Raw genomic sequence first — 26,682 nt, forward strand, 5'->3', positions numbered from 1 at the left:
CCCGTGCCGCCAGCCTTCCTCCGACTTCCGCGCCCTTCGCGCAACGACATTCCGCAGAGCACACCATGAGCGCAACGCCCCCGAACAACACGCAAGCTCCCGCCAAGAACGGCGCCCGCAAGAAGGGCCTGACCGTCATCGCCGCCGCCGTCATCGTCGCCGGCCTGGTCTATGGCGGTTATGAATGGATCGTCGGCCGCCGCTACGAGACGACCGACAACGCCTACGTGCAGGCCAACGTCGTGCAGATCACGCCGCTGGTGGGCGGCACCGTCCGCGCCGTCTATGCCGACGACACCGACTTCGTGAAGGCCGGCCAGAAGCTGGTCAGCCTGGACCCGGTCGATGCGCGTGTCGCGCTGGAGCAGGCGCAGGCGCAGCTGGCCCAGACGGTCCGCGAGGTCCGCACCCTGTATGCCAACAACAGCGGCCTGGAAGCGCAGGTCAAGGTGCGCGAGGCCGACCTCAAGCGCGTCGCCTCCGACATGGAGCGCCTGCAGGCCGACGTCGCTCGCCGCCAGCCGCTGATCGCCACCGGCGCGGTCGGCAAGGAAGAGCTGGAGCATGCCCAGTCGCAGCTGACCGCCGCCCGCGCGCAGGCCGCGGCCGCGCAATCGGCGTTGCAGGCCGCGAAGGACCAGCTGGCTTCCAACCAGGTGCTGACCGACGGGGTCAAGGTCGAGGACCATCCCAACGTGCTGCGCGCCGCCGCCCGCCTGCGCGAGAGCTACCTGGCGCTGCAGCGCGCCGAGCTGATCGCGCCGGTGGACGGCTGGGTCGCGCGCCGCTCGGTGCAGCTGGGCCAGCGCGTGGCCGCCGGCGCGCCGCTGATGGCGGTGGTCGGCCTGCAGCAGGTCTGGGTCGACGCCAACTTCAAGGAAAGCCAGCTGGCCAAGCTGCGCATCGGCCAGAAGGCGACGCTGGAGGCGGACGTCTACGGCAAGAAGACCGAGTACCACGGCACGGTCCAGGGCCTGGGCGCCGGCACGGGCGCGGCCTTCGCGCTGCTGCCGGCGCAGAACGCCACCGGCAACTGGATCAAGGTGGTGCAGCGCGTGCCGGTGCGCATCGCGCTGGATCCGAAGGAAGTGCAGGAGCACCCGCTGCGCGTGGGCCTGTCGATGGACGTGCAGGTCGACGTCCGTGAGCAGGGCGGCCAGATGCTGGCCGCCGCGACCGGCGCCAGCGCGCCGCGGCTGCAGACGACGATCTTCGATGCGCAGGAGAAGGCCGCCGACGAGCAGGTGAACCGCATCATCGCGGCCAACCTCGGCAAGGCGGCTGCCGCCAGGACCTCGACCTCGGCCTCGACCACCACGCGCGTGCAATGAGCAATTCCACTTCCATGGATGCGGCACCGGCGCCCGTGCCGTCCGCCGCACCGGTCGCGCCGGCCGCGCCGCCGCCGCTGACCGGCACGGCCCTGGTGCTGGGCACGATCTCGCTGTCGCTGGCGACCTTCATGAATGTGCTGGACTCGTCCATCGCGAACGTGTCGCTGCCGGCCATCGCGGGCGATCTGGGCGTGAGCCCGGTGCAGGGCACCTGGGTGATCACGAGCTTCGGCGTGGCCAACGCGATCTCGGTGCCGCTGACCGGCTGGCTGACCCAGCGCTTCGGCGCGGTGCGGCTGTTCACGATGAGCGTGCTGCTGTTCGTGCTGGCGTCCTGGCTGTGCGGCTTCGCCCATTCGCTGGAGATGCTGGTGGCGGCGCGGGTGTTTCAGGGGCTGGTGGCCGGGCCGATGATCCCGCTGTCGCAGACGCTGCTGCTGGCGAGTTACCCCAAGCACAAGGCGGGCACGGCGCTGGCGCTGTGGGGGATGACGACGCTGGTGGCGCCGGTGGTGGGGCCGCTGCTGGGCGGCTGGATCACCGACAACGTCACCTGGCCGTGGATCTTCTACATCAACGTCCCGGTCGGCCTGTTCGCGGCCGGCCTGACCTGGAGCATCTACCGGACCCGCGAGACGCCGGTGAAGAAGCTGCCGATCGACACCATCGGGCTGGCCCTGCTGGTGCTGTGGGTCGGCTCGCTGCAGGTGATGCTCGACAAGGGCAAGGAGCTCGACTGGTTCGCGTCGAACCAGATCGTCGCGTTGGCCGTGATCGCGGTCGTGGGCCTGGCGGTGTTCATCGTCTGGGAGCTGACCGACGACCATCCGGTGGTGGACCTGCGGCTCTTCGCGCGGCGCAACTTCCTGTTCGGCGCCTCGGTGCTGTCGATCGCCTACGGCCTGTTCTTCGGCAACGTCGTGCTGCTGCCGCTGTGGCTGCAGCAGCACATGGGCTACACCGCCACGGCCGCGGGCTTCGCGCTGGCGCCGGTGGGCGTGCTGGCGATCCTGCTGTCGCCGGTGGTGGGGCGCAAGGTGTCGACGTGGGACCCGCGCGCGATGGCGAGCTTCGCGTTCGTCGTGTTCGCGATCGTGCTGTTCATGCGCTCCAAGTTCACGACCGACACCGACCTGGCCGCCATCATGGTGCCCACCATCCTGCAAGGCGGGGCGCTGGCCTTCTTCTTCATCCCGCTGACGACGCTGACGCTGTCAGGTATCACGCCGGAGCGGATCGCCGCGGCGGCGGGCCTGTCCAACTTCGTCCGGATCACGGCGGGGGCGATGGGGACGTCGATCTCCACGACCCTGTGGGAGAACCGCGCGACGCTGCACCACCATCACCTGGCGGAGCGCCTGGCGCTGGGCGACGTGCCGGAGACCCAGGCGATCGAGACCTTGCAGCGCCAGGGCTTCAGCCATGACCAGGCGCTGGCCTACCTGAACCGGCTGGTCGACCAGCAGGCCTTCACCCGGGCGGCGGACGACATCTTCCTGGCCTCGGCGATCCTGTTCCTGGTGCTGATCGCCTTCGTCTGGCTGACCAAGCGCCCGCCGAAGATGGGCGCGCCGGTGGACGCGGGCGGGGCGCACTGAGCGCCAGCGGCCTCACGCCCACCAGCGAACTTCAGTGGCGGTTCACGCCTTCGACGACGCCAGGTCCAGGCAGTAGGCGATGAGCTCGTCGAGCTCGCTGGACTTGTCGAAGACCCGGTCGGCGCCGAGCTGCTCGCAGCGCTGGCGCATGTCGACGGTGGCGTAGTTGGTCAGCACGATCAGCTTGGCCTCGGGCTGCAGCAGCCGGGCCTTGGGCAGCAGCGACATGCCCGAGCCCCGCTTGAGGAACAGGTCGATGATCAGCAGGTCGCAGGGGACCGCCTCGTCATGCAGCCAGCGCAGCGCGGCGGCCTCGTCCTCGGCCTGGCCGACGACGGCCAGGTCCAGCATCTCCTGCAGCGTCGCCACGAGGTTCTCGCGGATGAGCGGGCTGTCCTCGACCAGGAAACAGTTCAGCGTGCCGGGCGTCGGATCGATGACGGGAACGGTGGACATGGGCGTGGGCAGATGGGAGGCGCCCATTATCACGATCCCGGCCTCCGCTTCGACACGGGCGCCAGCCGGGCGTTGCATTCGGACAGCGCGCGCAGGCTTTCATCGTCCGGGTCCTCGCCCAGGTCGATCAGCGGCACGATCGCCGCCAGCGGCGCCACGGCCACGCCCAGCACCGCCGCCGGCACGAGCTTGCGCAGCAGCGGGGCCTTCTGAAGGCTGAGCCGCGGATCGCCCAATGTCCCCTGGATGTTCAAGGGCGTGCGCAGCGTCAGCGGGCTCTTGTCCTTGGGATCGACCTTGGCGACCAGGTTCAGCCGCTCGGTGGCCAGCGACATGTCGCCGTCGACCAGCACCACCGAATCCTTGGTGTCCACGACCATCGGCCGCGGCGTCACCATGCCGTCCTTGACCCGCAGATCGGCGACGCCGCAGTTCACCTGCAGGGCGTCGTCACCGCGCACCAGCAGGCCCAGGCCCTGCGCGATGTCGATACCGGCAGCCTCGACGATCAAGTGCGACACCGTGCCATCGGTCCAGTACAGCACCATGCGGCCGTCGGCGCTGGCCAGCAGCTCCGCCGTCGAGCGCCCGACGCCATCCAGCGCGATGCGTCCGCCCATCACGCCGGTCACCCAGCGCTGTCCGTTCTTGCGCTCCAGGTTCAGCCACTGCTCCAGATGCACGCCGCTGACACGCAACCGCGCCTGCCACCGGGCCTTGGGCTCGCGGCCGTCCAGGCGCATCAGGCCGGCGACCTGGCCGCGCGCCACGCGGGCGTCGATGTCGCGCAGCTCCAGCACGCCGTCCTTCAGCACGATGCGGGCGTTCAGCGGCTCGGCCGCCTGCAGCAGGGCCGAGCCGGACTCGAAGCGCGCGAGCTTCACGTTCACGTTGGCGTTCATCGCGCGCAGCGAGGGCAGGTCGAACTGCTTGTCCGGCAGCACGCGCGACGCGGCCCTTTTCGCCCGCGGGGCGCCCGGCTCGGCCGGCACGCCGACGGCCGGGCCCAGGTCGGCCAGCCAGAGCTCGCGGCCGCGCAGCTCGCCGGTCAGCGTCGGCACGGCGTTCTCGGGCTTGTCGTACTGGAATTCACCGCTGAGCTGGCTCTTGCCGATCGTGGCCTGCCGCACTGCGGTGGTCCAGCGCGTGCCCTCGCGGGTAAGCCGCCCGCGCATCGAGAAGGCCGGCGTGGTCGGCAGCGTGACGCCCAGCGGCTCGCCGACCGCGGCCAGCGACGGGCCGCTGAGGGTGTAGTCGCCCGCCAGCCCCTGGCTGACGAGCAGGTCGCGCACCTCGCCGTCGAAACTCAGCCGCGCCTGCCCGATGTTGCCGCGCAGCGTGACCGGCACGGCCGGCGCGTTCGGGTCGGAGGAGAGCCAGGGCAGCGCCGAGCCGGTCTGCAGGGAGGCCTTGATCGGCAGGTCGCGGAAGTGGCCCTCGGCATGGGCCGTCACCCCATAGCGGCCGCCTTCGCCGGGGCCCGGCTCGCCAGCGGGCGCGGACGCTCCCTTGGGCTTGCCCGCGACGCGCTCGCCGAAGTCGACCGCCAGGCGCGTGCCCGACGCCGCGGCGCTGGCCGCGCGGGCGGCCACGCCGGGCGGCGAGTCCGGCGACGCGCGTCGGGCGGTCGCGCCCGAGGCCCCGGCGCCTGCGGCGCTGGCGGCCTGCTCCGCCGTCGTCCAGGTCTCGCGCAGCGCGAAGCGTGCGAGCAGCGAGAGCCGCTGGATCTTGTCGTCCACCAGCGCCGTGCCCTGGCGGACCTCCAGCAGGTCGAAGTGGATGCCGTCGACGCGGGGGCGTTTTCGCACCTGGGTGTCGCTCGGCGGTTGATCGCCGAACTGCCAGCTGGCGCGACCTTCGACATCGCGTTCCAGCCGCAGCGCCAGCTCGCCGGCCCGCAGCGCCTTCACGCGCAAGGCCTGGCCCTCATGGCGCAGGGCGAGCAGGTCGCTGTAGCGCAGCGTGAGGGCGGCATCCTGCGCCTGCAGCGTGGGGCCGCCCAGCGTGCTCCAGCTCGGACCGGCGACGGTGACGCTGTGCGCCCGCAGCCGCAGGTGCCCGATCAGCCGCAGTTGCCAGTCCTGGCCCTCGACGCCGTCGAAGCGCACCTGACGGTCCAGCTTCTGGCTCAGCCATTGCTCCGCCGGACGGCGCAGGAAGGGCCAGCCCAGCCATTCGCAGACGCCGATGGCCACCAGCAGCATCGCCAGCAGCGTGAGCAGGCCCATCGCCCACCCGTGCCGGTGCCGATGTCGTCGAGGGGCCGGTCCCGGCGGCATGCCGCCCGGTTCGCCCGCGGGCGCGTCCTTCACCACCATTGTTCAAACATCCTCGAGAAGAATTCCTTGCCGCGCTGCCAGACGCCGCGGTCCTGCCAGCGTCGCAGGTCGATGGCCTGCGATGCGGCGCGGTCGCGCTCGAACATGCGGGTCATCGCGTCGCCGAAGTCCTCGCCCAGCACGACGGCGTTGACCTCGTTGTTGTAGACGAAGCTGCGCCAGTCCATGTTGCTGGAGCCGACGGTGGAGACGACGCCGTCGATCACCGCGGTCTTGGCGTGCAGCACCGCCTCCTGCAATTCATGGATGCGGACGCCGGACTTCAGCAGCCGCTCGTAATGGCTGCGGCCGGCGTGCATGACCGGCGAGAAGTCGCTGCGCGAGGGCAGGATCAGCTGCACGTCGACGCCGCGGTCGGCGGCCTGGCACAGCGCGTCGACCATGTCCTGGCCAGGCGCGAAGTAGGCCATCGTCAGGTACACGCTGCGCTGCGCCGCGCGGATGCTGCCCAGCAGCAGCGTGTAGATGCGGTTCTCGGTGTCCTGCGGCGTCGACGGGATCACTCGCATCAACTGGCGGCCGGGCGGCGGACCGGCCGGCGGCTCGATCGCGGTGACCGTGCCCTGGCATTGCTGCTGCGCCCAGACCTCGCGGAACATCGTGTGCAGCGCCCGCGTCGCCGGGCCGCGCACCTGGATCATGGTGTCGCGCCAGCCGTTGTCGCCGGCCTTGCCCTCCTTGCCGGCCTCGCCGTCGGCGCCGCTGGCAGCCGCCGCCGGCCGGGGCGGCGGCGACGAGCCCCGGCTGCCAAAGCCGCCCGAGCCGGAGGAGTAGACCGCGCTGATGTTGATGCCGCCGGTGAAGCCGGTCTCGCCGTCGACGACCAGGATCTTGCGGTGATCGCGGTGGGTGATCTTGTGATACCGCGCGCGCTTGAGCGGGTTGACCGGATTGAAGGCGCAGACGGCGATGCCGCCCTGGCGCATGCGGTCGAAGTAGGCGTCCTGCGTGCCCATCGAGCCGATGGCGTCGTACATCAGCGCGACCTCGACGCCCTGCGCCCGGCGCTGCAGCAGCAGGTCGGCCAGGCGCTGCGAGACGTCGGCGTCCTCGATGATGTAGCTCTCCAGCACGATCTGCCGGCGCGCCTGGCCGATGGCCGCGAACATCGCGGCGAAGGTGGCCGGCCCGTCGACCAGCAGCGACGCTTCGTTGCCCGCGTAGAGGTCGACATCGCCGAACGAGGACATGGCGGCGATCTGCCGCTTGAGCAGCTCGGCCTTGCCCTGGGCGGCGGCCGCGCGCAGCGCCTGCTCGCGGCTGGCCTGGTTCATCGGACCGCGCGGCCCGACGACGTCCACCTGCGCGGCGACCCGCGTCAGCGCGGGCGCCGACGCCGGCGGTTCGGGGACGCGGCCGTTGACCGGCGGACGCGGCGTGCTGCAGGCGACGAGGCCGAAGCTCGCGCCGAGCACCAGCAGCAGGGCCGCGACGCGCCGGCGCATCGCTCAATCCCTCAGCAGGTCGGCCAGGTCGTCGGCGTGCTCTTCCTCCTCGGCGAGCACTTCCTCGAGGATGCGGCGCGTCGTCGGGTCCTTGTCGCCGATCAGCTGGATCATCTGCCGATAGGCCTCGACGGCGATGCGCTCGGCCACCAGGTTGGAACGCAGCATGGCCTTGAGGTCCTTGCTCTCGTCGTACTCGGCGTGGCTGCGGCTCGTCAGCGAGTCCGGCTTGAAGTCGGGATCGCCGCCCAGCTGCACGATGCGCTCGGCGAGGCGGTCGGCATGCACGGCTTCCTGGGTGGCGTGCTCGAGGAACTCCTCGGCGATGCGGGGCGAGTTCAGGCCGTGCGCGGTGAAGTAGTGGCGCTTGTAGCGCAGCACGCAGACCAGCTCGGTGGCCAACGCGTCGTTGAGCAGGCGGATCACGTCGTCGCGCCACGGGCCGTAGCTGGGCGTGACCGGGCCTTCGTCCAGGTGCTGGCGAGCGCGTTGCAAGGCCTGCTCGTCCAGCTGCAGGTGCTTGTGTTCAGGGGCGTTCATGGGCGGGCTCCTCTGGATGCGGAAAACGGGGGGAGGGTCACTTTCGCAGCGCGTTCACGCCGGTGATGCCGAGCACCAGCAGCACCAGGAAGATGACCAGGAAGATCCCGAACAGGATCTTGGCGATGCCGGCGGCGCCGGCGGCGATGCCGGTGAAGCCGAGCACGCCCGCCACCAGCGAGATCACGGCGAAGATCAAGGCCCACTTCAACATGACGAATCCTTTCAGGTGAACGGCCGCGGCGCGGCGCTTGCAGGGCATGTTGGCGCCCCGCGGCGCGAGCGGGGATCAGCAGGGTCCACGTCCGGATGTAGGACATCACGCCGCCGCGCGCGCCCGGCAGGGACCACCTCGAAGGTGCCCGGCGGCGCCAGCGCGGCGCTGCCGGACTCGTCCTACACACGGCACCGGCGCGGTACGACAGACGCGACCCGCGCATCGGCCTAGCCTTGCTTCATCCTCCCTTCCCGACGTCCGACTCCGTGGCGCCCCGCGCCGGAAAGGATCCAAGATGATCAAGCTCAACAAGTCCCTCTCGTCGCCGTCCACCGCCGCGCTGGTGACCGCCGGCGCCGTGCTGTCGGCCGTGATGATGGTGGCCGCGCCGGCCTTCGCCGCCGGCAGCACCTCCAAGTCGGAGATCCAGCGCACCTATGAGAAGGAGCGCGCGGACTGCCTGGCCGGCAAGACCGGCCAGAGCCAGGCGACCTGTCTCAAGGAGGCCGGCGCCGCCCGTCAGGAGGCGATGCGCGGCAACCTGCGCACCGCCAGCACGCAGGAGCTGGCCAACAACGCGATGCTGCGCTGCCAGCGCGTCGCCGAGGCCGACCGCGAGGACTGCCGGATGATGGTCATGGGCCAGGGCACCCGCGACGGCAGCGTGCAGAGCGGCGGCATCCTGACGCGCATCGAACGCCTGGTGCAGGAGAACCCGACCGCCGCCGGTGCGCCGTCGGCGCCGCCCAGCGCGCCGATGCGTCCGGGTCCCGACGTGCCGCCGCCGCGCCAGCCTAAGGCCAGCGCGCCGGCGCGCTGATCGATCGCCGAGGAGCGACACCATGCTGATGAAACGACTCGTCCCCCTGGCCCTGTCCAGCCTGGCCGGCTACGCGCTGTGGCAATGGCAGGCGCGGCGCACCGAGCAGCGCCTGAAGACCTCGCACGGGAAACCCGAGGAAATGACCACCTGGGAGGGCGAGGGCGGCGCATTGCATCGCACCGGCCCGCACATGGGGCCCGAGCCCACCAAGCCGGCGCACTGACGCGACCCGCGTCGCTCGCACCGGGCCGCGGAGCATTCCAACGGGCCCGATGCGAAAAGGCCTGCCACCCCTGTGCCGGGGTGGCAGGCCATTCTTCGTTGCCGTGTCGTGGGCGGCGCCGCCGGGGCGCCGTCATGAGGGCCCCGCAATGAGGACCCCGTCATGAGGACCGTCGGCAGCGCGCCCGGTGGACACCGGGCGCGCTGCCGTTCAGCCGCCGGAGCCTTGTTGCGGCTCGCGCAGGAAGATCTCGACGCGGCGGTTCTTCGCGCGGTTCTCGGCGGTGTCGTTCGACACCATCGGCTCACGCGAGCCCCGGCCGGCGACCTCGATCCGGTCGGCCCGCACGCCGCGGTCGGCCAGGTAGCCGCGCACACTCTCGGCCCGGCGCAGCGACAGCGGATCGTTGATGGCGTCGCTGCCGGTGTTGTCGGTGTGGCCGACGACGCGCACCACCGTCGGCGACGGGTTGCTGTTGAGCCCATTGGCGAAGGCGTCCAGCACCGGGCGCAGGCGCGGCTCGAGCGTCGCGCTGTTGGTCGCGAACGAGATGTCGCTCGGGACGTCGAGCTTGAGCTGGTTGTCGGCGGTCCGGGTCACCTCGACGCCGGTGCCTTGCGTGGCCTGCTCCATCGCGCGACGCTTGTCCTCCATGTGGCGCGACCAGACGTTGCCGGCCACCGCGCCCACGGCGCCACCGATCAGCGCGCCGGTGCCGGCCTTGCCGCCGGTGGCCGAGCTGATCACCGCGCCGGTGACCGCGCCGATCGCGGCGCCGCCGGCGGTGCCGCGCTGGCGTTCATCCATGTTGGCGCAGCCTGCCAGGACGGCTGCCGCGAGGGCGGCCACGGCCAGACGAGGGTGTCGCATCTGCATGTCGTTTCTCCTTGTGATCCGGATAAGAAAACCCAACGGCCGCGGAGCCGGTCCCACCGATCCGCGCGGATGTCGCCCGCGCGGCGGTGGTCCGTCCGTGGCCGGCGGATGAGTTGCGCGCGCGCCGCGCCGGAGTTCCAGCGCACGCGCGGCCGACGGTGATCGCCAGGGGCAAGCGCGGCGCCCGCGCGATGCCTTGATCCCAGTCAGCGCAACCCACCTATAACTGCTAGTCGGTGGTCAGGGATGACAGGTGTTTGCTATTTGGTGTCGAGTGGGCGATTCCTAGCATGAAGCCTTGTTCTTCCACTCCGCGGAAAGTCATGTCCCGCCCCTCCGATACCGGCCGCATCCCCGTCAGCGATGCGTCATCGACTTCGCCGCCCGTCCCGTCGCGCGAACGCTCCAACTCCCCCGCACCCCACCTTCCTCACGTCCCCCACGTTCGTTACGCCAGCCAGCCGATCATCGATCGCACGGGCCGCGTCGTCGCGACCGAATTGCTGTTCCGCTGGAACGGCGATGACGGCCCGGTCGGCCCGGAACTCGGTGCCCACGCGACCGCCGCCGTGTTGTCCAACGCATTGATCGATGGCGCGCTCCTGACCAGCGCGACCGCCGCGGAGCATCCGCTGGGGGACCTGCTGGTCAACATGGACGGTCGCACGCTGATGGGTCCGATCGCCGAGGCGATGACACCCGACGTCGGCGTCATCGAGCTGCTGGAGACGGTCGAGGTGGACACAGCCCTGATGCGGCGCATCGAGGACCTTCATGGCCGGGGCTACCGCTTCGCGCTGGACGACATCGTCAGCCTGGACGATCCCCGGTGGGCGCTGGCCCCCTGGGCCCAGTTCGCCAAGATCGACATGCTGGGCCTCGCGCCGCTGGCGCTGCGCGCCCTGATCCGCCATGCCCATCAGCTTGGCCTGGCCGTCATCGCGGAGAAGGTCGACAACGATGAAGCCCACCAGCGCGCGCTGCGTGCCGGTGCCGACTTCTTCCAGGGTTATGGCATCGCGCGCCCCGCGACGGTCGCCGTGCCGGCATTGCCGGAGACCGATGCCCGCGTGGTCGCCCAGCTTCTGCAACTGGCCGCCTCGGGCGCCTGCGCCGCGACGCTGGCCATGGTCGCGGGCCTGCATCCCTCGCTGGTCGCGCGGCTGCTGCGCGTGCAGGAGATCCATGCCGCGCAGAGCGTGGCCACCTCCGAGTCGCTGGCGGAACTGCTGGCCTCGCTGCCTCGCCCCGTCCTGGTCGCGTGGTTGTCGGTGTTCGGCCTTGCCGCCATCCACGGCCGGGAGCATCAGCTCAGCGCCCTCCTGCGCGAGGAGCTTGCGCAAGGCCAGCGACGCCTGAAGGAGCAGGGGCGGGTGAGATCGCCGACCGACGCCGACCGGGCCTCGTTCTACATGTGCCGGCAGCTGCTGCGCATGCGCCTGCGGCAAGGTGGGCGCAACGGAGCGTCGGCCGCAGCGAAGCCGGTCATGCGGCGCGCCGGCCCGCTGGAGACGCCTCGCCTGTGAGCGCCGCGGCCGTCGATGCGGCCTTGCGCCGCATTCGACACCGCATTCCGACACCGCATGAAAAAGCCGCCCTCGGGCGGCTTTTTCGCGGGAGTGCGGCGACCGGCCGCAGCCGCCTCAGTCGTCGATCAGGCCATGCATGCGGGCGACGCTCGTCGCCATGGCGCGGGAGTTCACATTCAGCTTGCGATAGATCGAGCGCAGATGCTGGTTCACCGTGAAGCGCGAGATCGACAGGCGGTTGCCGATGTCCACGATGGGCAGGCCTTCGATCAGCAGGTTCAGCACGCTCCATTCGCGTTGGCCCAGGCCCAGCTCCTTGAGCTTCTGGACGCGGTCGACCTTGGGCTTCACGCCGGTCTCCAGGCTTTCCAGCTTGTCCAGCACCAGGCGCGACACCGCCGGGCTCAGCGGCGCGTGGCCGTTGTGGGTGGCGATGATCTTGTCGATCAGACTGGGCTGGATCTCTTCCTTGAGCAGGTAGCCGGAAGCCCCCGAGCGCAGGCTGCGCATCACGTGCTTGGCGTCGCCGAAGGTGCTGATCACGAGGCTGCGCGCGTCGGGGCACTTCTCGGCGATCAGCTTGATCAGGTCGATGCCGTCCACGTCGGGCAGGCCCAGGTCGACCAGGTAGATGTCGGCGCGGTTGGCCAGGATCGCGGAGACCGATTCGCCGCGGTTGCGGCCGATGCCCACGATCTGGCAGGCGCTGCTGGCGGACACGACGTCGATCAGGCGTTGGAGAACCGTCGCGTCGTCTTCGATGATGGTGACAGTGATCATGTGTGAATCCCCTGATGGTTCGGATTGTTGTGGAATCGAGGAGTGGGTCGGGCCTCAGCGCTCGCCGAGGGACTCCGACATCGTCTTCTTGACGGGCTTGAGCAGGTAGTCCAGCACCGTATGGCGGCCGGTGATGACCTCCACGGTGGCCGTCATGCCGGGTTGCATCACGACGCGCTCGGCCTTCGCGCCCTTGAAGCGCTTGCCGCTGACGCGGATGTGGGTCCGGTAATACGGCTGCTCGCCTTGCGGCGTGCGCTCCGTCAGCGCGTCGGGGCTGACGTAGGTCACGACGCCGTCGAGGGCGCCGTAGATGCTGTAGTCGAAGGCGTCGAGCTTGATCGTCGCCGGCATGCCGGGACGGACGAAGCCGATGTCGGCCGCGCGCAGCCGGGCTTCGATGATCAGGTCGTCGCCGGTGGGCAGCAGCTGCATGATTTCGTCGCCGGAGCGCAGCACCGCACCCACCGTGGTCAGCGTGATCAGGTTGACGACGCCGTCCACCGGGGCGCGCAGCGCCGTGTGCTCGAGGTTGCCGCGGCGATCGTTCAGCATCTGCTGCACGCTGGCGAGCTCCTCCTCGGTCTTGGCCAGTTCGGCCTGCGCGTCCTGCAGGAAGCGGTTGCGGCGGGTGGTGACCTGGCCGGCCGCCTCGTTCGCGGCGCGCTGCAGGCGCAGGAACTCGGCGGCGCTGATGTCGCCGGCCTTGAACAGCGGCTCGTTCAGCCCGACTTCCCGCCGGGCAAGGTCGGCGGACTTGGACAGCACCGCCAGCTCTTCCTGGAGCGCGGTCTGGCGGCGTTCATACAAGCGGCGCTGCAGGTCGTTGAAGGCCCCGGCGCCGGCGGGGCGGTAGGGCGTGCCGAGCGTCTCGGCGCGCAGTCGCGCCAGCGAGGCCTGCAAGGCCGCGGCCTTCTCGCTCGAATCCGCCAACGCGGCGCTGGCCTTGGTGTTGTCCAGCTGGACCAGCAGGTCGCCCTTGCGCACGGCCTCTCCCTCATGCACGAACAGACGTTCCACCACGCCTCCGTCGGGCGCCTGGATGACTTGTGTGCGGGAGGATGCCATGACCTTGCCGCCGGCGCGAGTCACCTGTTCGATCTCGGCCTGGGAGGCCCACCACAGGCCGGCTCCGAGGGCCGCCACGGTGGCGATGACGGTCCAGCGGACCCGGGTCTGGCCGTCGTGCGGCGCATTTGCGTGTTTCATGAGGATCTCCGGAAGACGGGGTCATGGCGCCGTCGCGACGGCGCGGATGGCGGGCGGGGCGGGCGCGGCGGGCGCGGCGGCCGTTGGGGAGGTGGCCGTTACGGTGACGCGGCCCTGCAAGCGGGCGATGACTTCGTCCCGCGGCCCGTCCATCGCCACGCCTTGCGGCGTCAGCACGATCACGCGATCGACCAGCGCCAGCATCGAGAGGCGGTGCGTCACCAGCAGCAGGGTCGCCTCGGGTTTGAGGAGCTGCTTCATCAGACGGACCGTCGACTGTTCCAGCGCGTCGTCCATCCCGGAGGTCGGCTCGTCGAGCAACCACACGGGACGGTCGGCCAGGACCAGCCGGGTCAGCGCGACCAGTTGGCGCTGGCCGCCGGACAGACCGCGACCGCCCTCGGACAGCTTCCGGTCCAGGCCCAGCGGGTGCTGCGTCACCATGGGCCAGAGGCCGGTCTTGCGGCAGGCCGCCATCAGCAGGTTGTCGCTGACGTTGGGCAGCCCGAACAGCAGGTTCTCGCGCAGCGTGCCGGCGAACAACCAGGCGTGCTGCGGCCCGTAGGCCAGATGCGACGCGCGCCAGCCGGCGTGGATCTGCTGCTGGTCCACGCCGTCCAGATAGACCGTGCCGCGCGTCGGCTTGGACAGGCCGCAGGCCAGCGACAACAGCGTCGTCTTGCCGGCGCCGACGGTGCCCAGGATCGCGACCTTGTCGCCCGGCCGGACGTGCAGGTGACCGATGCGCAGCGGGTCCTTCTGGCCGGGGTAGGCGAACTCGACGTCGTCGAATCGCAGCTCGCCGCGGAGGGTCTCGGGAACGATGGGGCGCTCGATGGCCTCGTTGTCGACCTGCAGCTTGAAGATGGCGTCGAGCGCCTTCATCGAAGCCCGCGCGCTGCCCAGTTGCACCAGCAGCGGCGGGATGGAGGCCAGCGGCGACAGCACGCGGCCCGAGAGGATCGAGCAGGCGACGATCGCGCCCTGCGTCAGGTGTCCCTCGATCGCGAGGACCGCGCCGACGCAGATCAGCGAGACGTAGCTCGCCTGCTGCAGGGCCGCGGCGATGTAGGAGGTGGTGTCGCTTTCATGCTTGAGGGCCAGGCTCTGCGTGGCATTCACTTCGCACAGGCCGGCCCAGCGCGCCTCGAAGCGCCAGGCGGCGCCCAGGCCCTTGATGGACTCCGTGCCTTCGATGGTTTCCACCAGCAGGCCGGTCTTGGCGTTCGCGCCGGACTGGTTGCTGGCGGTCAGGCGGACGATGCGCCGGGCGCGCAGCAGGCCGGTCAGCACGGTGACGCCGAACAGCACCAGCGCCGGCAGCGCCATCCAGAAGCCGCCGATCGCCGCGATCACCAGGGCGAAGATCAGGGCCATCGGCATGTCGAAGAGCAGGAACAGCGTGCTGGTCGACAGGATCCCGCGGATCGACTCGAAGCTCTGGACCTGCGACGCGAGCGTGCCGACCGAGCCCGGGCGCTGATCCAGGCGCACCGCGTTCAGGCGGGCCATCAGCGCCTTGGAGATGCCGACGTCCAGGCGCTTGAGTCGCGGCTCCAGCAGCGAGGCCCGGGCCAGCTTCAGCAGGAACTCGATCAGCACGGCCAGGCCGACGCCGGCGGTCAGCACCCACAGGGTCTGGACGCCCTGGTTCGGAATGACCCGGTCGTAGACCTGCATGGAGAAGAAGGAGATCGCGATGCCGATCGTGGCCAGCACCAGGGAGAGTCCGGCGGCCTCCATGAAGATCGGCCATTGCCCGCGGACCTGCGAGAGCATCATGCGGCGCGCGCTGGTGACGCTCGACGGCGCACGGTCCGCGTCGGCGATGGCGTGGAGGCAGGGAATGTCGTTGAGGACGAGCTCGCGATGGGCGCCATCGGCGCCGGCGCAGGCCCACAGGCCGTGCGCGGTGCGGGCGGTCACCACCTGCCAGCCGTGTTCGGTGTGATGGCACAACAGGGGCAACGCGGCGCGTTGGGGCTCGGGCAGGACGACGAATCGGGTCTGCTCGTCCACGCGCCCGGCAAGTTCGCGCGCCGCGTCCAGGCCGTCCCCCGCGAGCGCCGACGACGCGGCGTGCTGGCGGATGCGTTCGATCGGAACGGGCCGGCCCGTGATGCGCATCCATTGGGTGAGGACGGCGGCAAGCGCGTCGGAGGCGGGCGGCGGCGCGGTCGTCGAATCGGACGACGAGGAGAGGAGGGCGGTCATGGCGGATCCTGAAATGGGGGCGACGAGGGAGGAAGCAGGCTGCGGGCGGTCAGTCGCCAGCGGCGGCGTCGCCCAGCAGCAGGCCCAGGCGGTAACGGCCGGCGCGTTCGTCGATCGCGGCGTCGCGCTGGGTCTGGCGGGTGGCGTGGGCTTCGCGGACCATGTTCAGCAGGTCCAGCCAGGCGCGTTTGCCGGCGTCGAATTGCCGGCGGTAGGACGCCAGCACCTCTTCGCCTGTGGCGGCGGTGAGCTCGGCGTTGCGCAACGACGCGCCGGCGGCGGCGAAGCGCGTGTATTCCAGCTGGTAGTTGCCCAGGAGATCCTGTTCGGTCGCGTCGACCGCGGCCTCCGCGGCGGCGATGCGGGCCCGCGCGGCGTTGACGCCGGCGAGTCCCGACAGCCCGCCCTGCAGGCCGGCCTGGAACACCAGGCCGACGCGCTGGTCCCGGTAGGCGCCGCTCTGGTGCTCCAGGCGCAGGCTGATGGTGGGCAGCAGCGCCGCCTTGGCCTTGGCCAGTTCGTCGCGCGCCAGGTCGACGTTGGCGCGAGCCAGCGCGATCTCGGGCGAGAGCTGGATGTGGTCCAGCACCTGGTGCAGCTCGGGCGGGGCGGGCTGGGCGCCATCGAGCGCCGCGCCCAGCGACGGCTCCACCGGGCGGCGCGCCAGGCGGGCGAGGCGGTCGCGCTGCAGGCCTTCCTCGAGCCGCGCCTGGGCCAGTTCGGCCTGGACGGCGCTCTCCCGGGAAGCCGCGAGCGCTGCATCGGCCTTTGTCGCGACGCCGGCTTGGTGGCGGCGCCGGATCATGTCCAGGAGTTGGCGGTGACTGTCCTGGAGCGTCTCGAGCGCCTGGACGCGTCCGCGCGCCTTTGCCCAGTCCGCCCAGGTCTGGACGATCCGGAGCTTGAGCTGCAGCTGCGCCGCGAGCAATTCCTGCTGGCTGCCGCGCAGGGCGGTCCGGGCGGCGCTGAGGTTGGCGGTCAGCAGGCCGCCGCTGAACAGCGGCTGCTGCACGCGCACCACGTTCACATAGCGATGGGTGCCGCCCGCGAGTTCCCGGCTGATGCTGGGCGACGGGCCGAACTGCCATTTCGCGGCGGTGATGCCGTCCTCGGCCGCGGTGATCGACGCCCGCGCGCGCTCGATCGAAGGATCTTCGGCCAGGGCGGTCAGCAGGAAGTCGTCCATCGCGGCGCCCCAGTGGGACGCGGGAGGCGTTACGGCAGGCTGGCTGGGGGCCGAGGCAACCGAGGCCGCGGCTTCAGGCGCGGGGATCGCCGCGGAGGCGTCGTCGGCGATGGCCGGGACGGCGGTGGCGGAGAGAGTCGCGGCGATCGCGATATATCGCCAGGTTTTCGAACCGGGAATATGGATCCAGGTCGTCGCTGGGCAGGGGTTTTGAGTCAGCACCGGAAACTCCGTGGAGTGGTTTTGCTTCGGTGCTCAGTTTCCTTTCTCGTCTCGCCGGCCAACAATAGCATTCATTTGCTAGCCTTTTGTCACTCTTTGATCTGCTGCCCCTGGATGCCGAATTGCGACTAGCAAATTTGAGTAGTGCTGGCCAGCCGAGGCCGGCGGGGAATGTCGGTTGCCAACATCCCGTCTTCACCCCTTCCCCGAGGAGTCGTCATGACTAACCCTTCTGAAGACCTGGAGCCCTGCATGCGGGCCTGCGCCGAGGCGCTGCTCGCGACCCGGCAATGCGCGAACGCCTGTATCCGTTCCGGCGACCGCACCCTGGAAGCCTGCGCCCTGCTGAACCTGGATTGCGCCGCCCTCTGCGAGGCCACCCTGGGCGCGCTCTCCCGGGAGTCCGAGCATCACGGTGACTTCTGCGCGTTGTGCGCCCACCTGTGCCGAGCGTGCGCCGAGGAGTGCGAGCGGCATTCCCATGCCCATTGCAAGCGTTGCGCGCAAGCCTGCCGCGCCTGCGCCGAGGCCTGCGACGTGCATGCGGGCGAGCGGCATCGGCTGCAGCCGGGCCATTGAGCGGCGCAGCCCGCGTTCGGTACTTGCCTGGCGCGACGCCGATATTCACCTTTCCGATGGTGAATTCCTCGCTTGGCTAGCGTTTATATCGCCGTGATCGAGTTTCCAGCGGGATATTCCGTGGAGGCGAGTGTTCGTGGATTTGGATCAACTGGAGATATTCGCGTCAAGGGCTATGACTCCGGTTTGCCGTCGAATATTCACTTTGATTTGACGTTTCGCAAAAGCGAAGCAGCCACGGCCGCCCGGCTGCGCTCGTCAGCGAGGAGCGACCACCTCGTGGCGCGGTGCCGCGACGGCCGCCACCAGCGGCAAGGTCAGGGTCGAACGCGCCCCGTCCGGGCCGCGCTCGAAGCGGTACTCGCCGCCCATGCGGCGCGCCCGCTCGCGCATGTTGATGAGCCCCTGCCCGGTGGAGGTGCCGAACGCCGGCCGCACCGCGGGTGCGGGGCCGGCGGCGGATTGGCCGTCGTCCTCGACCACCACGACGAGGACGTCGCCGTCCAGCCGCAGCGAGAGGTTCAGGCGCGAGGCGCGGGCGTATTTCAGCGTGTTGGCCACGCTCTCCTCGACGATCCGCATCACCTCCTTGGACAGCCCGCCGAGCAGCACGCATTCGCGGTCGTTCTCGATGTCGTAGCTGACCTGGAAATCGGGCGCGCTCAGCAGCGCGTCCAGATCCACGCCGTAGTCGAACAGGATGTCCTGGATCGGCCGGTGCTCGGTGGTGTCGGTCTCGCTGATGACCTCGCGCACGCCCTGCAGCACGTCCAGCAGGCCGCGCTCGACCTGATCGCGGTCGAGGCGGCCATCCCGGACGCTGAAGATCGTCCGCACCAGCTTCGACCCGATGCCGTCATGCAGCTCGCTGTAGATCCGCTCGCGTTCCTCCTGCGCCGCCTCGCCGCGCTCGAGGTCGCGCTGCCGGGCGTGGCTGACGGCCAGTTCCATCTCGCGCCGGCGCAGCGCTTCGGCCAGGATGCGGTTGGCCTCGCGCACATGCTCGACGCTGACGCGGAACTTCGCCAGATGCACCCGGGCCATCACGATCAGCAGCGGCGGCAGGGCGAGGTGGGTCAGGTAGATCGGCGCGGTGAGCAGGCGCATGAGCGTCCCGTCGTCCTCGCGGGGTGCGCGCCGCACCAGCTGCATCAGCACGTTGTAGTCGTGCAGGATGAGCGCGCCGGCCGCCAGCACCACGACCAGCAGCAGCACCGCGTCGCTGCTGCGGGTGCGCCACGCGTGACGCGCCAGCCGCAGGATCGCCCAGGCCTGGAAGGGCACCAGCACCCAGATCCAGAACATGTCCAGGTCCCACTCGACCACCTGTCCCAGGAAGGGCCAGACCGTCGCCGCGCCGGCCGAGATGGCCACGAGCGTCGTCAGCGCGCGGCGGCTCAGCGGCTGGTCGATGTAGCGCAGGATGAACTGGATCAGCAGCACGTTGAGCGCGCCCGCGCACAGGTAGAAGGCCCAGAGCCAGGCGGGGCGCCACCCGGCCGGCATGTAGATCCACAGCGACAGCGTGTAGACGGCCGCCCAGATCAGCGACGCCGCGCCCAGCAGCCCGAAGGCGGGATCGCTGCGATTCGCCAGCCACACGCCCACCATGAACAGGCCGGCCAGCAGGCAGAAGCCCCGCGACGCGTTCGCCAGCGTGCGGCACAGGAAATGGATCGACTCGGCGACGTAGGCGGCGTGATCCGCCGGACCGATCAGCACGGGCGCGATCGTGAAGTAGGGCTCCCAGCTGTTCACTTCGAGGGTGATCCGGTTGGGGCCGTCCCGGCGCAGCAGCTTGCGCGGCAGTTCCAACACCAGCGGGCGGAACCACATGAAGCGGGCCCGCGCGCTGGATTGCGCCAGTCCGTTGATCCAGACGCCGTTGAGGTAGATGTCCGCGCCGTTGATCGCCTGCGACAGCACCAGGCTCTTGGCGGGCGGACGGTGCGCCGTGGCCGCGTCGCCGTCGCGCGCGGGGTCGAAACCGTCCTCCGGGCCGATGAACGGGTCGAGGTCGATCTCGAAGACGGCGCGGTGCAAGGACTGGTCGCCGTCGGTGCGGATGAACGCGGGCAACGCGAGCCGCTCCCGGGCCTCGACGAGCCGGCCGCCGGGGCCGCGGCCGTCCGGGTCGCCGGGCGCGACCTCGCGGAGTTCGAAGCGGCTGACCGCGGGCACCGCGGCCAGCAAGCCGCCGGGCAGGCTGGCCGCCCAGCCGGCGAACAGCACGATCAGCAGGAGGACCGCGCACGCGGCGCCGAGGCCGACCCATCGCGCGAGCCGGTCGTCCAGGGCTGGCGGCCCCGGCAGCGTGTCGGGCGTCAAGTCAGTGGAGCGCCAGGTTCAGCTGGTCGACCACCGGCGCCCAGTCGGCGTCCTCCAGCAGCATGTCGCGCAGCGCCTTGGCCTGGGCCGGCGTCCAGAACGGCGCGTCCTGGACTTTCACGTCACCGGGCAGCGGGCGGTGGCGGGTGATGAAGGCGCGGATGTCGGATTCGGCGGCGGGCAGTCCCAGTTGCTCGAACAGCGCCGAGAACGGGTGGACGACAGGCTCCATGGGGACACTCCTTGCGCGGTTGCGGGTCGCACATACTCATCAAGGCTAACATCACCAGCCTAACTCACAAGAGCCAGCTACCTGGCCGCCACACCTCGGGTCGGAGGACATCCGCGGCGCGAGCGCCCCCGGATGGAATGAGAGAGCAGTGATCACCACCCATTTCCACATCTGCGCGTTCTTTGACAGCCGCGAGGAGGCCGGCCAGGTGCTGGCGCCGTTCTACCGCGAGGCGCAGGCGCGCAACGAGTGCAATCTGCACCTGGTCGAACCCGACGGGCTGGACGAGCATCGCGAGCGGCTGGCCGCCGCCGGCATCGACGTGCCGGGCTGCGAGCATCGCGGGCAACTGGTCCTGCGCCCATGGCCGGACGAGGCGGGCGCCTTCGACGTCGAAGGCCTGCTCGAGGCGATGGACCGCGCCACGGCGGAGCGCGGCGCGGCGTCCGGCGCCTTCGACGGGCTGCGGGTCATGGCGCAGATGGGCTGGGCGGTCCGCCCCGGCATCGACCGGCTGGACCTGCTGGAATACGAGGCGCGGCTCAATCGCGTGCTGGACACGAACCAGCAGCTGGCGATCTGCGTCTACGACCTCGCGCCGCTGGACGGGGCCACCATGATGGACCTGCTGCGGACGCATCCGCTCACGATGATTGGCGGCGTGCTGCGCGAGAATCCCTTTTTCACGCCGCCGGCCGAGATGCTGCGCGAGCTGTTCGCGCGTCGCGCCACCGGCCGGCGCCGCGGACGGTCGGCACCGGCGGCGCTTCCAGTGCCGGCACCAGACCGGCGTGCCGAATGACGACGATGTCCCGAGAAAGAGAACCGTCCGCCGCCGACCGGGCGCTGCGCGACCTGATGGGTTTGCTGGCGCTGCCCGCGCTGTGGGTGGGCCGTGATGCCGCCACCGTGCTGCAGCTGACGACCGAGGCGGTCAACCGCATCGTCGGCACCGCGGTCTGCCTGGTGCACGCGCCGCTGGTGCCCGACGCCGCGCCGACGACGCTGCTGCAGCTCGGCGGGGTGCGTGTCGCGCACGATGCCTGGACCGACTTCATCACCGCCTGCCGGCAGATGCCCGACGCCGCCGACGCCGCCACCGCGCTCGAATCGCCGCTGGGCACCCTGCGCGTCGTGCGGCTCTACCTCGGGCCGGCGGGCCGGGCGGGCAGTCTGTGGTTCGGCTCGTCGCGACCGGACTTCCCCTCCGCCCACCAGAGCGCCTTCATGCGCGCGGCGGCGACGCTGGCCTCCACCGGCCTGCATGCCGCCCGGCTGGATCACGAACGCGAGCGCGCCGCCAGCGCCAAGGACGAGTTCCTGGCGATGCTCGGTCACGAACTGCGCAATCCGCTGGCGCCGATCTCCACGGCGCTGCACCTGATCCGGCTGCAGACGGGCCAGCTCTCGCGCGAGCACGAGATCATCGAGCGCCAGGTCGGCCATCTGTCCAAGCTGGTGGACGACCTGCTCGACATCACCCGCATCACGCGCGGCAAGATCGAGCTGTCGCGCGAGCCGGTGGACGTGCCCTTCCTGCTCAGCGACGCGATCGAGGGCGTCAGCCCGCTGCTCGAGGAACGCAACCACCAGTTGCGGGTCGCCTGCGAGGTCGGACCGGAGCTGCGCCTGGTCGGTGATCGCGCGCGGCTGCGGCAGGTGGTGGTCAACCTGCTCAGCAACGCCGCCAAGTACACGCCGACGAACGGCGAGATCCGCGTCGCCGCGCGGGCCGAGGGGCAGGCGCTGGTGATCGAGGTGCAGGACAACGGCGCCGGCATCGACGCCGAGATGCTGCCGCGCGTGTTCGAACTGTTCGAGCAGGGCTCGACGACGCTGGACCGCTCCAAGGGCGGGCTCGGCATCGGGCTGGCGATCGTGAAGCAACTCGTCGAGATGCATCACGGCCAGGTGGCGGTGCACAGCGAGGGACCGGGGCAGGGCGCGACCTTCCGGGTCACGCTCCCGGCCGAGATCCATGCGGTGCCGCCCGAACCCGGCCCCGCGGCCGAGGCGCTGGACACGCTGCCGCCGGTGCAGGGGCGGGTGCTGGTCGTCGACGACAACCGCGACGCCGCCGAGACGCTGGGGCTGGCGCTGCGTTACGCCGGCTACGACGTGGTCACCACCACGCTGCCGCAGGAGGCGCTGGACCGGCTGCGCGGCTCGCGCTTCGATGCGGCGGTGCTCGACATCGGCATGCCGGTCATCGACGGCTACCAGCTCGCGATGCTGATCCACGACGAGCTTGGCGCGGGCGCGCCGCGGCTGATCGCGCTGACCGGGTACGGCCAGGCGTCCGACCGTGACAAGGCCCTGAGCAGCGGCTTCGACGAGCACATGGTCAAGCCGATCGACCTGGACCGGCTGACGCGCACGCTCGAGCGCCTGATCCGCGCCTGATCCGCGCCTGATCCGCGCCGACGCGCGTTCAGGCGTGTGTCGACGCGCATGTCGGGGCGTGCCCGGGCGGCGCGCTCGGACAGGCGGCCCGCGGGCGGGACGCCCTCCTAGAATGCCAGCCCAATGAGCACGCCCGGAACCTCCCCGTCCTCCTCGCCGAGCGCCCCCGCGCCGGCGCCCGCGCACGTGGCGATCCTCGACGACGAGGTGGACATCACCCAGCTGCTGGCCGGTTACCTCGCCACCCACGGTTTCCGCACGACGCAGCTGCACACCGGGCGCGCGCTGATGGCGCTGATGGCCGACGACCCGCCCGACCTGGTGCTGCTCGACCTCGGCCTGCCGGGCGAGGATGGTTTCGTCATCGCGCGGCAGCTGCGGGAGCACTGGCGCTGCGGCCTGGTCATCGTGACCGGGCGCGGCGACGCGGTGGACAAGGTCGTCGGGCTGGAGGTCGGCGCCGACGATTACGTGACCAAGCCCTTCGACCTGCGCGAGCTGGTCGCGCGGGTGAAGGCCGTGCTGAGACGACTGGCGCCGGGCCCCGATGCGGCCGCCGGTGCGGGGACGCCGGCGACATCGGGTGCCGCGTCGCAGGCCTCCGGCGCGCCAGGCGTGCCGGCCCCGGGAGGCGCGCGCTGGCCGGGCGGGGAGATCGTCCACGACCTGTCCGCCGGCCGGGAGCGCCTGCATTTCGAGGGCTGGACCGTCGACCTCGCGGCGCGTCTGGTCACCGGCCCCGACGGCGCCGAGGTGGCGCTGACCACCGGCGAATTCGACCTGCTGCACACCTTCCTGCTGCATCCGGGGCGGGTGCTGTCGCGCGACTTCCTGCTGGAGCAGACGCGCGGCCGGGAGTCCGGCCCCTTCGACCGCACCATCGACGTGCAGGTGGGGCGGCTGCGCCGCAAGCTCGGCGCCGAGTCGGGCGAAGGCCAGTGGATCAAGTCGGTGCGCGGCGCCGGTTATCTCTTCGCGCCGAGGGTGACCTCGACGCTCTCGGGCTGAGGTGGCGATGGCGACCTGGCCGACTGGCGTCGAGGAACACGCCGTCTTCCGCGCACTGTTCGCCGCGTCGCCGGACGGGCTGATGCTGGTCGACGGCAGCGGACGGATCTGCCTGGCCAATCCGACGGTGTCGCAATTGCTGGGCTACGCGAACGAGGAGCTCGTCGGCGCCCCGGTCGAGATGCTGGTGCCCGATGCCATCCGCCCGCGCCACGCGGCCTATCGCCAGGCCTACGGCAGCGCGCCCCGCGCGCGACCGATGGGCGGCACGGCGACCGAGCTGGTCGCGCGGCGGCGCGACGGCTCCGAGGTGATGGTGGAGATCGCGCTCAGCCCGCTGCAGCCGCTCGGACTGCCCTACACAATGGCATCGATCCGCAGCGTCGCCGAGTACCCGCGCGTGCGCCAGGCGCTGCAGCGGGCCCGCTACAGCGAGCATCTGGCCCAGCTCGGCCGCATCGCCGTCGACGCGCTGGATCCGCAGGAGGTGCTGCAGCAGGCGCCGGTGATCGCCGCCCAGGCGCTGGAGGTCGAGCTGGCGATCGTGTTCCTGCTCGATCCCGGCCGCTCGACGCTGCGCGTGGCCGGCGGCGTCGGCCTGCTGGCCGAGGAGGGACTGGGCGCCGTGGTGCCGAACCGGCCCGACACGCCGCCCGGCTTCGTGCTGACCGAGGGGCGGCCGGTGATCGTCGAGGACTACGGGCGCGAGACGCGCTTCGCCGTGCCGGCCACCTATCGCCGCGAGGGCCTGGTGTCGGCGCTGTCGGTGCCGCTCTCGGACCGCGGCCGGCCGGTCGGCGCGCTGGCGGTGCGTTCGCGCCAGGCCAAGCGCTTCGGCGACGCGGAGCTGCGTTTCCTCGAGTCCGTCGCCAACCTGCTGGGCACCTGCCTGCAGCGCGCGCAGACGGAGGAGGCGCTGCATCACTCGCAGCGGCTGGAGGCGGTCGGGCAACTGACCGGCGGCATCGCGCACGACTTCAACAACCTGCTGACCGTGATCCAGGGCAACCTGCAGGTGCTGGCCGACCTGCCGGCGGTGACCGACGACGGCTTCGCGCCACAGCTGGTGGCGGCCGCGACGCGGGCGTCGCGACGCGGCGCGGAGCTGACCGGCAAGCTGCTGGCGTTCTCCCGCCGGCAGATGCTGCAGCCGGCCAGCGTCGATGTCGCGGCGATGATGCGATCGCTGGCCGACATGCTGCGCCGCACGCTGGACCAGCGCATCCGCATCCGCATCGAGGTGGCGCCCGACTGCCCCGATGTCCAGGCCGACCCGGCGCAGCTGGAGTCGGCGCTGCTCAACATCGCGATCAACGCGCGCGATGCCATGCCCGAGGGCGGCGAGCTGGTCTTCGAGGCCGCGCCGCTGGGCGCCGTGCCGCCGGAGCTGCGGCGGGAGCTGGAGGAAGACGGGGCGCCGCCCGATCCGGACGGCCCGGCGCGCTACGTCCGCATCGCGGTGACCGACAACGGCGTCGGCATGCCGGAGGACGTCAAGGAGCGGGCCTTCGAGCCCTTCTTCACCACCAAGCAGGCCGGTCGCGGCACGGGACTCGGCCTGAGCACGGTCTACGGCTTCGCGCGGCAGTCCCGCGGGGCGCTCGCCATCGACAGCACGCCGGGCCGTGGCACGACGCTCACGCTGATCCTCCCCCGACCGCCGGACGCGCCGGAGGGCGCGCTGGACGGCGATGCCGTCGTGGAGACGGTGCCGGCGGGCCTGCGGGTGCTGCTGGTGGAGGATGACGCGGAAGTGCGCGCGGTGGCGCGGCGCTTCCTGACCGACCTGCGGTGCCGGGTCGTGGCCTGCGCGAGCGGGGAGGAGGCCTTGCGGCACCTGCGCGAGGTCGCGGACCGCGTTGACGGGGGCGAGGGCGGCGAGCGGCCGCAGTTGCTGGTCAGCGACATCGCCCTGGGCGCCGGCATGCGGGGCACGGAGCTGGCGGGGGCCGTCCAGCAGGCCTGGCCCGACATCGCGGTGCTGCTGGTGTCCGGCTTCTCCGCCGAGTTGCTGGGGTCGGGCCCGGAGGCCGCCCTGGGCTGGGAGCTGCTGCCCAAGCCCTATGACCGCACCGCGCTGGCGCGGGCGATCGCGAAGGTGCTCAGCCGCTGAGCGGCGGCGTGTCCGCCGCCGCCGTCACTGGACCGCGGCCGGGCCGGCGTCCGGCAGGCCCCCGATGACGAACTGCTCCAGCCGTTCCAGGTTGGGGATCGAGATCTGCCGGCGGCCGCGTTCGCCGAAGCGGATGAGGCCTTCGCGGCTGAGCCGGGACAGGCAGCGGCTGACGGTCTCCAGCGTCATGCCCAGGTAGTTGCCGAGGTCGGCGCGGGTCATGCGCAGCGTCAGCTCGTCGGCGCGCAGGCCGCGCTGGTGCATGCTGCGCGCCCAGGCGCAGAGGAATTCCGCTACCCGTGCCAGCGAGGCCAGCGTGCAGACCGACATCAGCGACTGCCGCTCATGGGTGATCTCGGTGCTCATGCCCTCGTGGACGATGGCCATCATCTCCGGATGGCGCGCGCAGGCCTCGGTGAGGGTGTCGTAGGGAATGATGGAGATGTTGCCGGTGTCCATCGCGACGGCGTCGCACGGATGGCGGCCCTGCGCGATGCCGCTGAAGCCCAGCCAGTCGCCCCGGAACTTCAGGCTGACGATCTGCTCGCGGCCATCCAGGCTGCGGCTCACCAGCTTGAAGGCGCCGGCGTTGATCAGATACACGGTGTTGAAGGGCTGCGCGGCGCGGAAGATCATGTCGCCGGCGCGCACGACCTTGGCGCTGGGCTGGACGAGGTCGCGGATGATGCGCATCGCTTCGAGCATGCGCTGGTGGGGATCGCGAGGGGAGGGACGGGTGTCGCTGGTGGCCACCGTGAAGGGGCGCGTCAGCGGACGGAGTTCGGAGACGGCGGTCGCGGCCGGGGGCAGCGCGAGGGCGGCGAGGCGGGAAGCGGCGGGGACGAGGGGGATGCGCGGGCGACCTGCCGGGGCATCGCGCAGACGGTCGCGGGAGAGGTCGCTCGAGGGGGTGGCGATGGCGCTGTGCATGATGGTCTCGTGGTTGGTGGCGTTGAAGGGATGCTAGGAAGCGCGCGCAACGGCTGCGCCAATCCTTGACATCGCTCGGCAACAGTTGGTGAACCCTC

23 protein-coding genes are annotated in these 26,682 nt (G+C 71.0%); 10 read left to right on the forward strand and 13 right to left on the reverse strand.

What is annotated here, in order from left to right:
- The first annotated feature begins 65 nt into the window (after positions 1-65).
- Together BM393_RS08855 and BM393_RS08860 are read left to right on the forward strand one after the other, a co-directional pair.
- Complete coding sequence (locus BM393_RS08855; RefSeq protein WP_091724416.1) at positions 66-1,331, forward strand: efflux RND transporter periplasmic adaptor subunit; 1,266 nt, start codon at positions 66-68, stop codon at positions 1,329-1,331.
- Positions 1,328-2,932 (forward strand): DHA2 family efflux MFS transporter permease subunit, encoded by a 1,605-nt coding sequence (locus BM393_RS08860; protein ID WP_091724417.1) that lies wholly within the window; start codon positions 1,328-1,330, stop codon positions 2,930-2,932. The genes BM393_RS08855 and BM393_RS08860 overlap by 4 nt, the downstream gene beginning before the upstream one ends.
- Positions 2,933-2,974: 42 nt before the next feature.
- Here the strand turns inward: BM393_RS08860 and BM393_RS08865 are convergent, their stop codons facing one another.
- Genes BM393_RS08865 through BM393_RS08885 form a run of 5 tightly spaced genes read right to left on the reverse strand, consistent with a single transcriptional unit; the run spans position 2,975 to position 7,926 of the window.
- Complete coding sequence (locus BM393_RS08865) at positions 2,975-3,388, reverse strand: response regulator transcription factor (protein ID WP_091725252.1); 414 nt, start codon at positions 3,386-3,388, stop codon at positions 2,975-2,977.
- Positions 3,389-3,417: 29 nt separating this feature from the next.
- Positions 3,418-5,706: an AsmA family protein gene (locus BM393_RS08870; RefSeq protein ID WP_091724418.1), complete on the reverse strand. Its 2,289-nt coding sequence runs from the start codon at positions 5,704-5,706 to the stop codon at positions 3,418-3,420.
- Positions 5,697-7,172, reverse strand: coding sequence for a phosphatidylserine/phosphatidylglycerophosphate/cardiolipin synthase family protein (locus BM393_RS08875; protein ID WP_091724419.1), 1,476 nt, complete (start codon positions 7,170-7,172; stop codon positions 5,697-5,699). Before BM393_RS08875 ends, BM393_RS08870 begins: the two co-directional genes overlap by 10 nt.
- A 3-nt stretch (positions 7,173-7,175) precedes the next feature.
- Entirely contained in the window at positions 7,176-7,712 is a 537-nt protein-coding gene (locus BM393_RS08880) for a bacterioferritin (protein WP_091724420.1), read from the reverse strand.
- 37 nt (positions 7,713-7,749) lie between these two features.
- A complete protein-coding gene (locus tag BM393_RS08885) occupies positions 7,750-7,926 on the reverse strand; it encodes a DUF1328 family protein (RefSeq protein WP_084452206.1) in 177 nt (58 codons plus the stop codon).
- Between the two features lie 298 nt (positions 7,927-8,224).
- On the opposite strand from BM393_RS08885, the gene BM393_RS08890 reads away from it, so the two are divergent.
- Together BM393_RS08890 and BM393_RS08895 are read left to right on the forward strand one after the other, a co-directional pair.
- Positions 8,225-8,749: a hypothetical protein gene (locus tag BM393_RS08890; RefSeq protein WP_091724421.1), complete on the forward strand. Its 525-nt coding sequence runs from the start codon at positions 8,225-8,227 to the stop codon at positions 8,747-8,749.
- A 22-nt stretch (positions 8,750-8,771) separates the two neighbouring features.
- Positions 8,772-8,975: a hypothetical protein gene (locus BM393_RS08895; protein WP_091724422.1), complete on the forward strand. Its 204-nt coding sequence runs from the start codon at positions 8,772-8,774 to the stop codon at positions 8,973-8,975.
- A gap of 210 nt (positions 8,976-9,185) precedes the next feature.
- Here BM393_RS08895 and BM393_RS08900 read toward each other — a convergent pair whose 3' ends face one another.
- Positions 9,186-9,845, reverse strand: coding sequence for an OmpA family protein (locus tag BM393_RS08900; RefSeq protein ID WP_091725254.1), 660 nt, complete (start codon positions 9,843-9,845; stop codon positions 9,186-9,188).
- 329 nt (positions 9,846-10,174) lie between these two features.
- Between BM393_RS08900 and BM393_RS08905 the strand changes: the two genes are divergently transcribed.
- Complete coding sequence (locus BM393_RS08905; protein ID WP_175538238.1) at positions 10,175-11,377, forward strand: EAL and HDOD domain-containing protein; 1,203 nt, start codon at positions 10,175-10,177, stop codon at positions 11,375-11,377.
- 117 nt (positions 11,378-11,494) lie between these two features.
- Here BM393_RS08905 and BM393_RS08910 read toward each other — a convergent pair whose 3' ends face one another.
- From BM393_RS08910 to BM393_RS26360, 4 genes are read right to left on the reverse strand one after another with little or no spacing between them, the layout of a single operon-like run.
- Positions 11,495-12,160, reverse strand: a complete 666-nt coding sequence (locus tag BM393_RS08910; protein WP_091724424.1) for a response regulator transcription factor — start codon at positions 12,158-12,160, stop codon at positions 11,495-11,497.
- Positions 12,161-12,214: 54 nt separating this feature from the next.
- The gene (locus BM393_RS08915; RefSeq protein ID WP_091724425.1) at positions 12,215-13,369 is read right to left on the reverse strand and encodes an HlyD family type I secretion periplasmic adaptor subunit; all 1,155 of its coding nucleotides are present in this window, start codon (positions 13,367-13,369) and stop codon (positions 12,215-12,217) included.
- Between the two features lie 21 nt (positions 13,370-13,390).
- Positions 13,391-15,583 (reverse strand): ATP-binding cassette domain-containing protein, encoded by a 2,193-nt coding sequence (locus tag BM393_RS08920; protein ID WP_091724426.1) that lies wholly within the window; start codon positions 15,581-15,583, stop codon positions 13,391-13,393.
- Between the two features lie 49 nt (positions 15,584-15,632).
- A complete protein-coding gene (locus BM393_RS26360) occupies positions 15,633-16,769 on the reverse strand; it encodes a TolC family protein (protein ID WP_091724427.1) in 1,137 nt (378 codons plus the stop codon).
- A 474-nt stretch (positions 16,770-17,243) separates the two neighbouring features.
- Here BM393_RS26360 and BM393_RS08930 point away from each other — a divergent pair, with 474 nt between their 5' ends.
- Positions 17,244-17,570 carry a four-helix bundle copper-binding protein gene (locus BM393_RS08930; RefSeq protein WP_091724428.1) on the forward strand — a complete coding sequence of 109 codons (327 nt, stop codon included), beginning with the start codon at positions 17,244-17,246 and terminating at the stop codon, positions 17,568-17,570.
- 258 nt (positions 17,571-17,828) lie between these two features.
- Here the strand turns inward: BM393_RS08930 and BM393_RS08935 are convergent, their stop codons facing one another.
- Complete coding sequence (locus tag BM393_RS08935; RefSeq protein WP_091724429.1) at positions 17,829-19,898, reverse strand: sensor histidine kinase; 2,070 nt, start codon at positions 19,896-19,898, stop codon at positions 17,829-17,831.
- A gap of 1 nt (position 19,899) precedes the next feature.
- Positions 19,900-20,130 (reverse strand): DUF2789 domain-containing protein, encoded by a 231-nt coding sequence (locus tag BM393_RS08940; RefSeq protein WP_091724430.1) that lies wholly within the window; start codon positions 20,128-20,130, stop codon positions 19,900-19,902.
- A gap of 148 nt (positions 20,131-20,278) precedes the next feature.
- Between BM393_RS08940 and BM393_RS08945 the strand changes: the two genes are divergently transcribed.
- The 4 genes from BM393_RS08945 to BM393_RS08960 all read left to right on the forward strand — a co-directional run bounded on the left by BM393_RS08945 (position 20,279) and on the right by BM393_RS08960 (position 25,654).
- The gene (locus BM393_RS08945) at positions 20,279-20,932 is read left to right on the forward strand and encodes an MEDS domain-containing protein (protein WP_091724431.1); all 654 of its coding nucleotides are present in this window, start codon (positions 20,279-20,281) and stop codon (positions 20,930-20,932) included.
- 5 nt (positions 20,933-20,937) lie between these two features.
- Entirely contained in the window at positions 20,938-22,533 is a 1,596-nt protein-coding gene (locus BM393_RS08950; RefSeq protein ID WP_175538239.1) for an ATP-binding protein, read from the forward strand.
- A gap of 123 nt (positions 22,534-22,656) precedes the next feature.
- Complete coding sequence (locus BM393_RS08955; RefSeq protein ID WP_091724433.1) at positions 22,657-23,541, forward strand: response regulator; 885 nt, start codon at positions 22,657-22,659, stop codon at positions 23,539-23,541.
- 7 nt (positions 23,542-23,548) lie between these two features.
- Complete coding sequence (locus BM393_RS08960; RefSeq protein ID WP_091724434.1) at positions 23,549-25,654, forward strand: ATP-binding protein; 2,106 nt, start codon at positions 23,549-23,551, stop codon at positions 25,652-25,654.
- Positions 25,655-25,678: 24 nt separating this feature from the next.
- Here BM393_RS08960 and BM393_RS08965 read toward each other — a convergent pair whose 3' ends face one another.
- The gene (locus BM393_RS08965; protein ID WP_254783291.1) at positions 25,679-26,584 is read right to left on the reverse strand and encodes a Crp/Fnr family transcriptional regulator; all 906 of its coding nucleotides are present in this window, start codon (positions 26,582-26,584) and stop codon (positions 25,679-25,681) included.
- Positions 26,585-26,682: the final 98 nt, after the last annotated feature.

The organism is Mitsuaria sp. PDC51 (assembly GCF_900113225.1).
GTDB lineage: Bacteria > Pseudomonadota > Gammaproteobacteria > Burkholderiales > Burkholderiaceae_C > Roseateles.

Coding starts and splice junctions, on each gene's coding strand:
- BM393_RS08855 (WP_091724416.1), top strand. CDS start 66: ATGAGCGCAACGCCCCCGAACAACACGCAAGCTCCCGCCAAGAACGGC.
- BM393_RS08860 (WP_091724417.1), top strand. CDS start 1,328: ATGAGCAATTCCACTTCCATGGATGCGGCACCGGCGCCCGTGCCGTCC.
- BM393_RS08865 (WP_091725252.1), bottom strand. CDS start 3,388: ATGTCCACCGTTCCCGTCATCGATCCGACGCCCGGCACGCTGAACTGT.
- BM393_RS08870 (WP_091724418.1), bottom strand. CDS start 5,706: ATGGTGGTGAAGGACGCGCCCGCGGGCGAACCGGGCGGCATGCCGCCG.
- BM393_RS08875 (WP_091724419.1), bottom strand. CDS start 7,172: ATGCGCCGGCGCGTCGCGGCCCTGCTGCTGGTGCTCGGCGCGAGCTTC.
- BM393_RS08880 (WP_091724420.1), bottom strand. CDS start 7,712: ATGAACGCCCCTGAACACAAGCACCTGCAGCTGGACGAGCAGGCCTTG.
- BM393_RS08885 (WP_084452206.1), bottom strand. CDS start 7,926: ATGTTGAAGTGGGCCTTGATCTTCGCCGTGATCTCGCTGGTGGCGGGC.
- BM393_RS08890 (WP_091724421.1), top strand. CDS start 8,225: ATGATCAAGCTCAACAAGTCCCTCTCGTCGCCGTCCACCGCCGCGCTG.
- BM393_RS08895 (WP_091724422.1), top strand. CDS start 8,772: ATGCTGATGAAACGACTCGTCCCCCTGGCCCTGTCCAGCCTGGCCGGC.
- BM393_RS08900 (WP_091725254.1), bottom strand. CDS start 9,845: ATGCGACACCCTCGTCTGGCCGTGGCCGCCCTCGCGGCAGCCGTCCTG.
- BM393_RS08905 (WP_175538238.1), top strand. CDS start 10,175: ATGTCCCGCCCCTCCGATACCGGCCGCATCCCCGTCAGCGATGCGTCA.
- BM393_RS08910 (WP_091724424.1), bottom strand. CDS start 12,160: ATGATCACTGTCACCATCATCGAAGACGACGCGACGGTTCTCCAACGC.
- BM393_RS08915 (WP_091724425.1), bottom strand. CDS start 13,369: ATGAAACACGCAAATGCGCCGCACGACGGCCAGACCCGGGTCCGCTGG.
- BM393_RS08920 (WP_091724426.1), bottom strand. CDS start 15,583: ATGACCGCCCTCCTCTCCTCGTCGTCCGATTCGACGACCGCGCCGCCG.
- BM393_RS26360 (WP_091724427.1), bottom strand. CDS start 16,769: ATGGACGACTTCCTGCTGACCGCCCTGGCCGAAGATCCTTCGATCGAG.
- BM393_RS08930 (WP_091724428.1), top strand. CDS start 17,244: ATGCGGGCCTGCGCCGAGGCGCTGCTCGCGACCCGGCAATGCGCGAAC.
- BM393_RS08940 (WP_091724430.1), bottom strand. CDS start 20,130: ATGGAGCCTGTCGTCCACCCGTTCTCGGCGCTGTTCGAGCAACTGGGA.
- BM393_RS08950 (WP_175538239.1), top strand. CDS start 20,938: ATGTCCCGAGAAAGAGAACCGTCCGCCGCCGACCGGGCGCTGCGCGAC.
- BM393_RS08955 (WP_091724433.1), top strand. CDS start 22,657: ATGAGCACGCCCGGAACCTCCCCGTCCTCCTCGCCGAGCGCCCCCGCG.
- BM393_RS08960 (WP_091724434.1), top strand. CDS start 23,549: ATGGCGACCTGGCCGACTGGCGTCGAGGAACACGCCGTCTTCCGCGCA.
- BM393_RS08965 (WP_254783291.1), bottom strand. CDS start 26,584: ATGCACAGCGCCATCGCCACCCCCTCGAGCGACCTCTCCCGCGACCGT.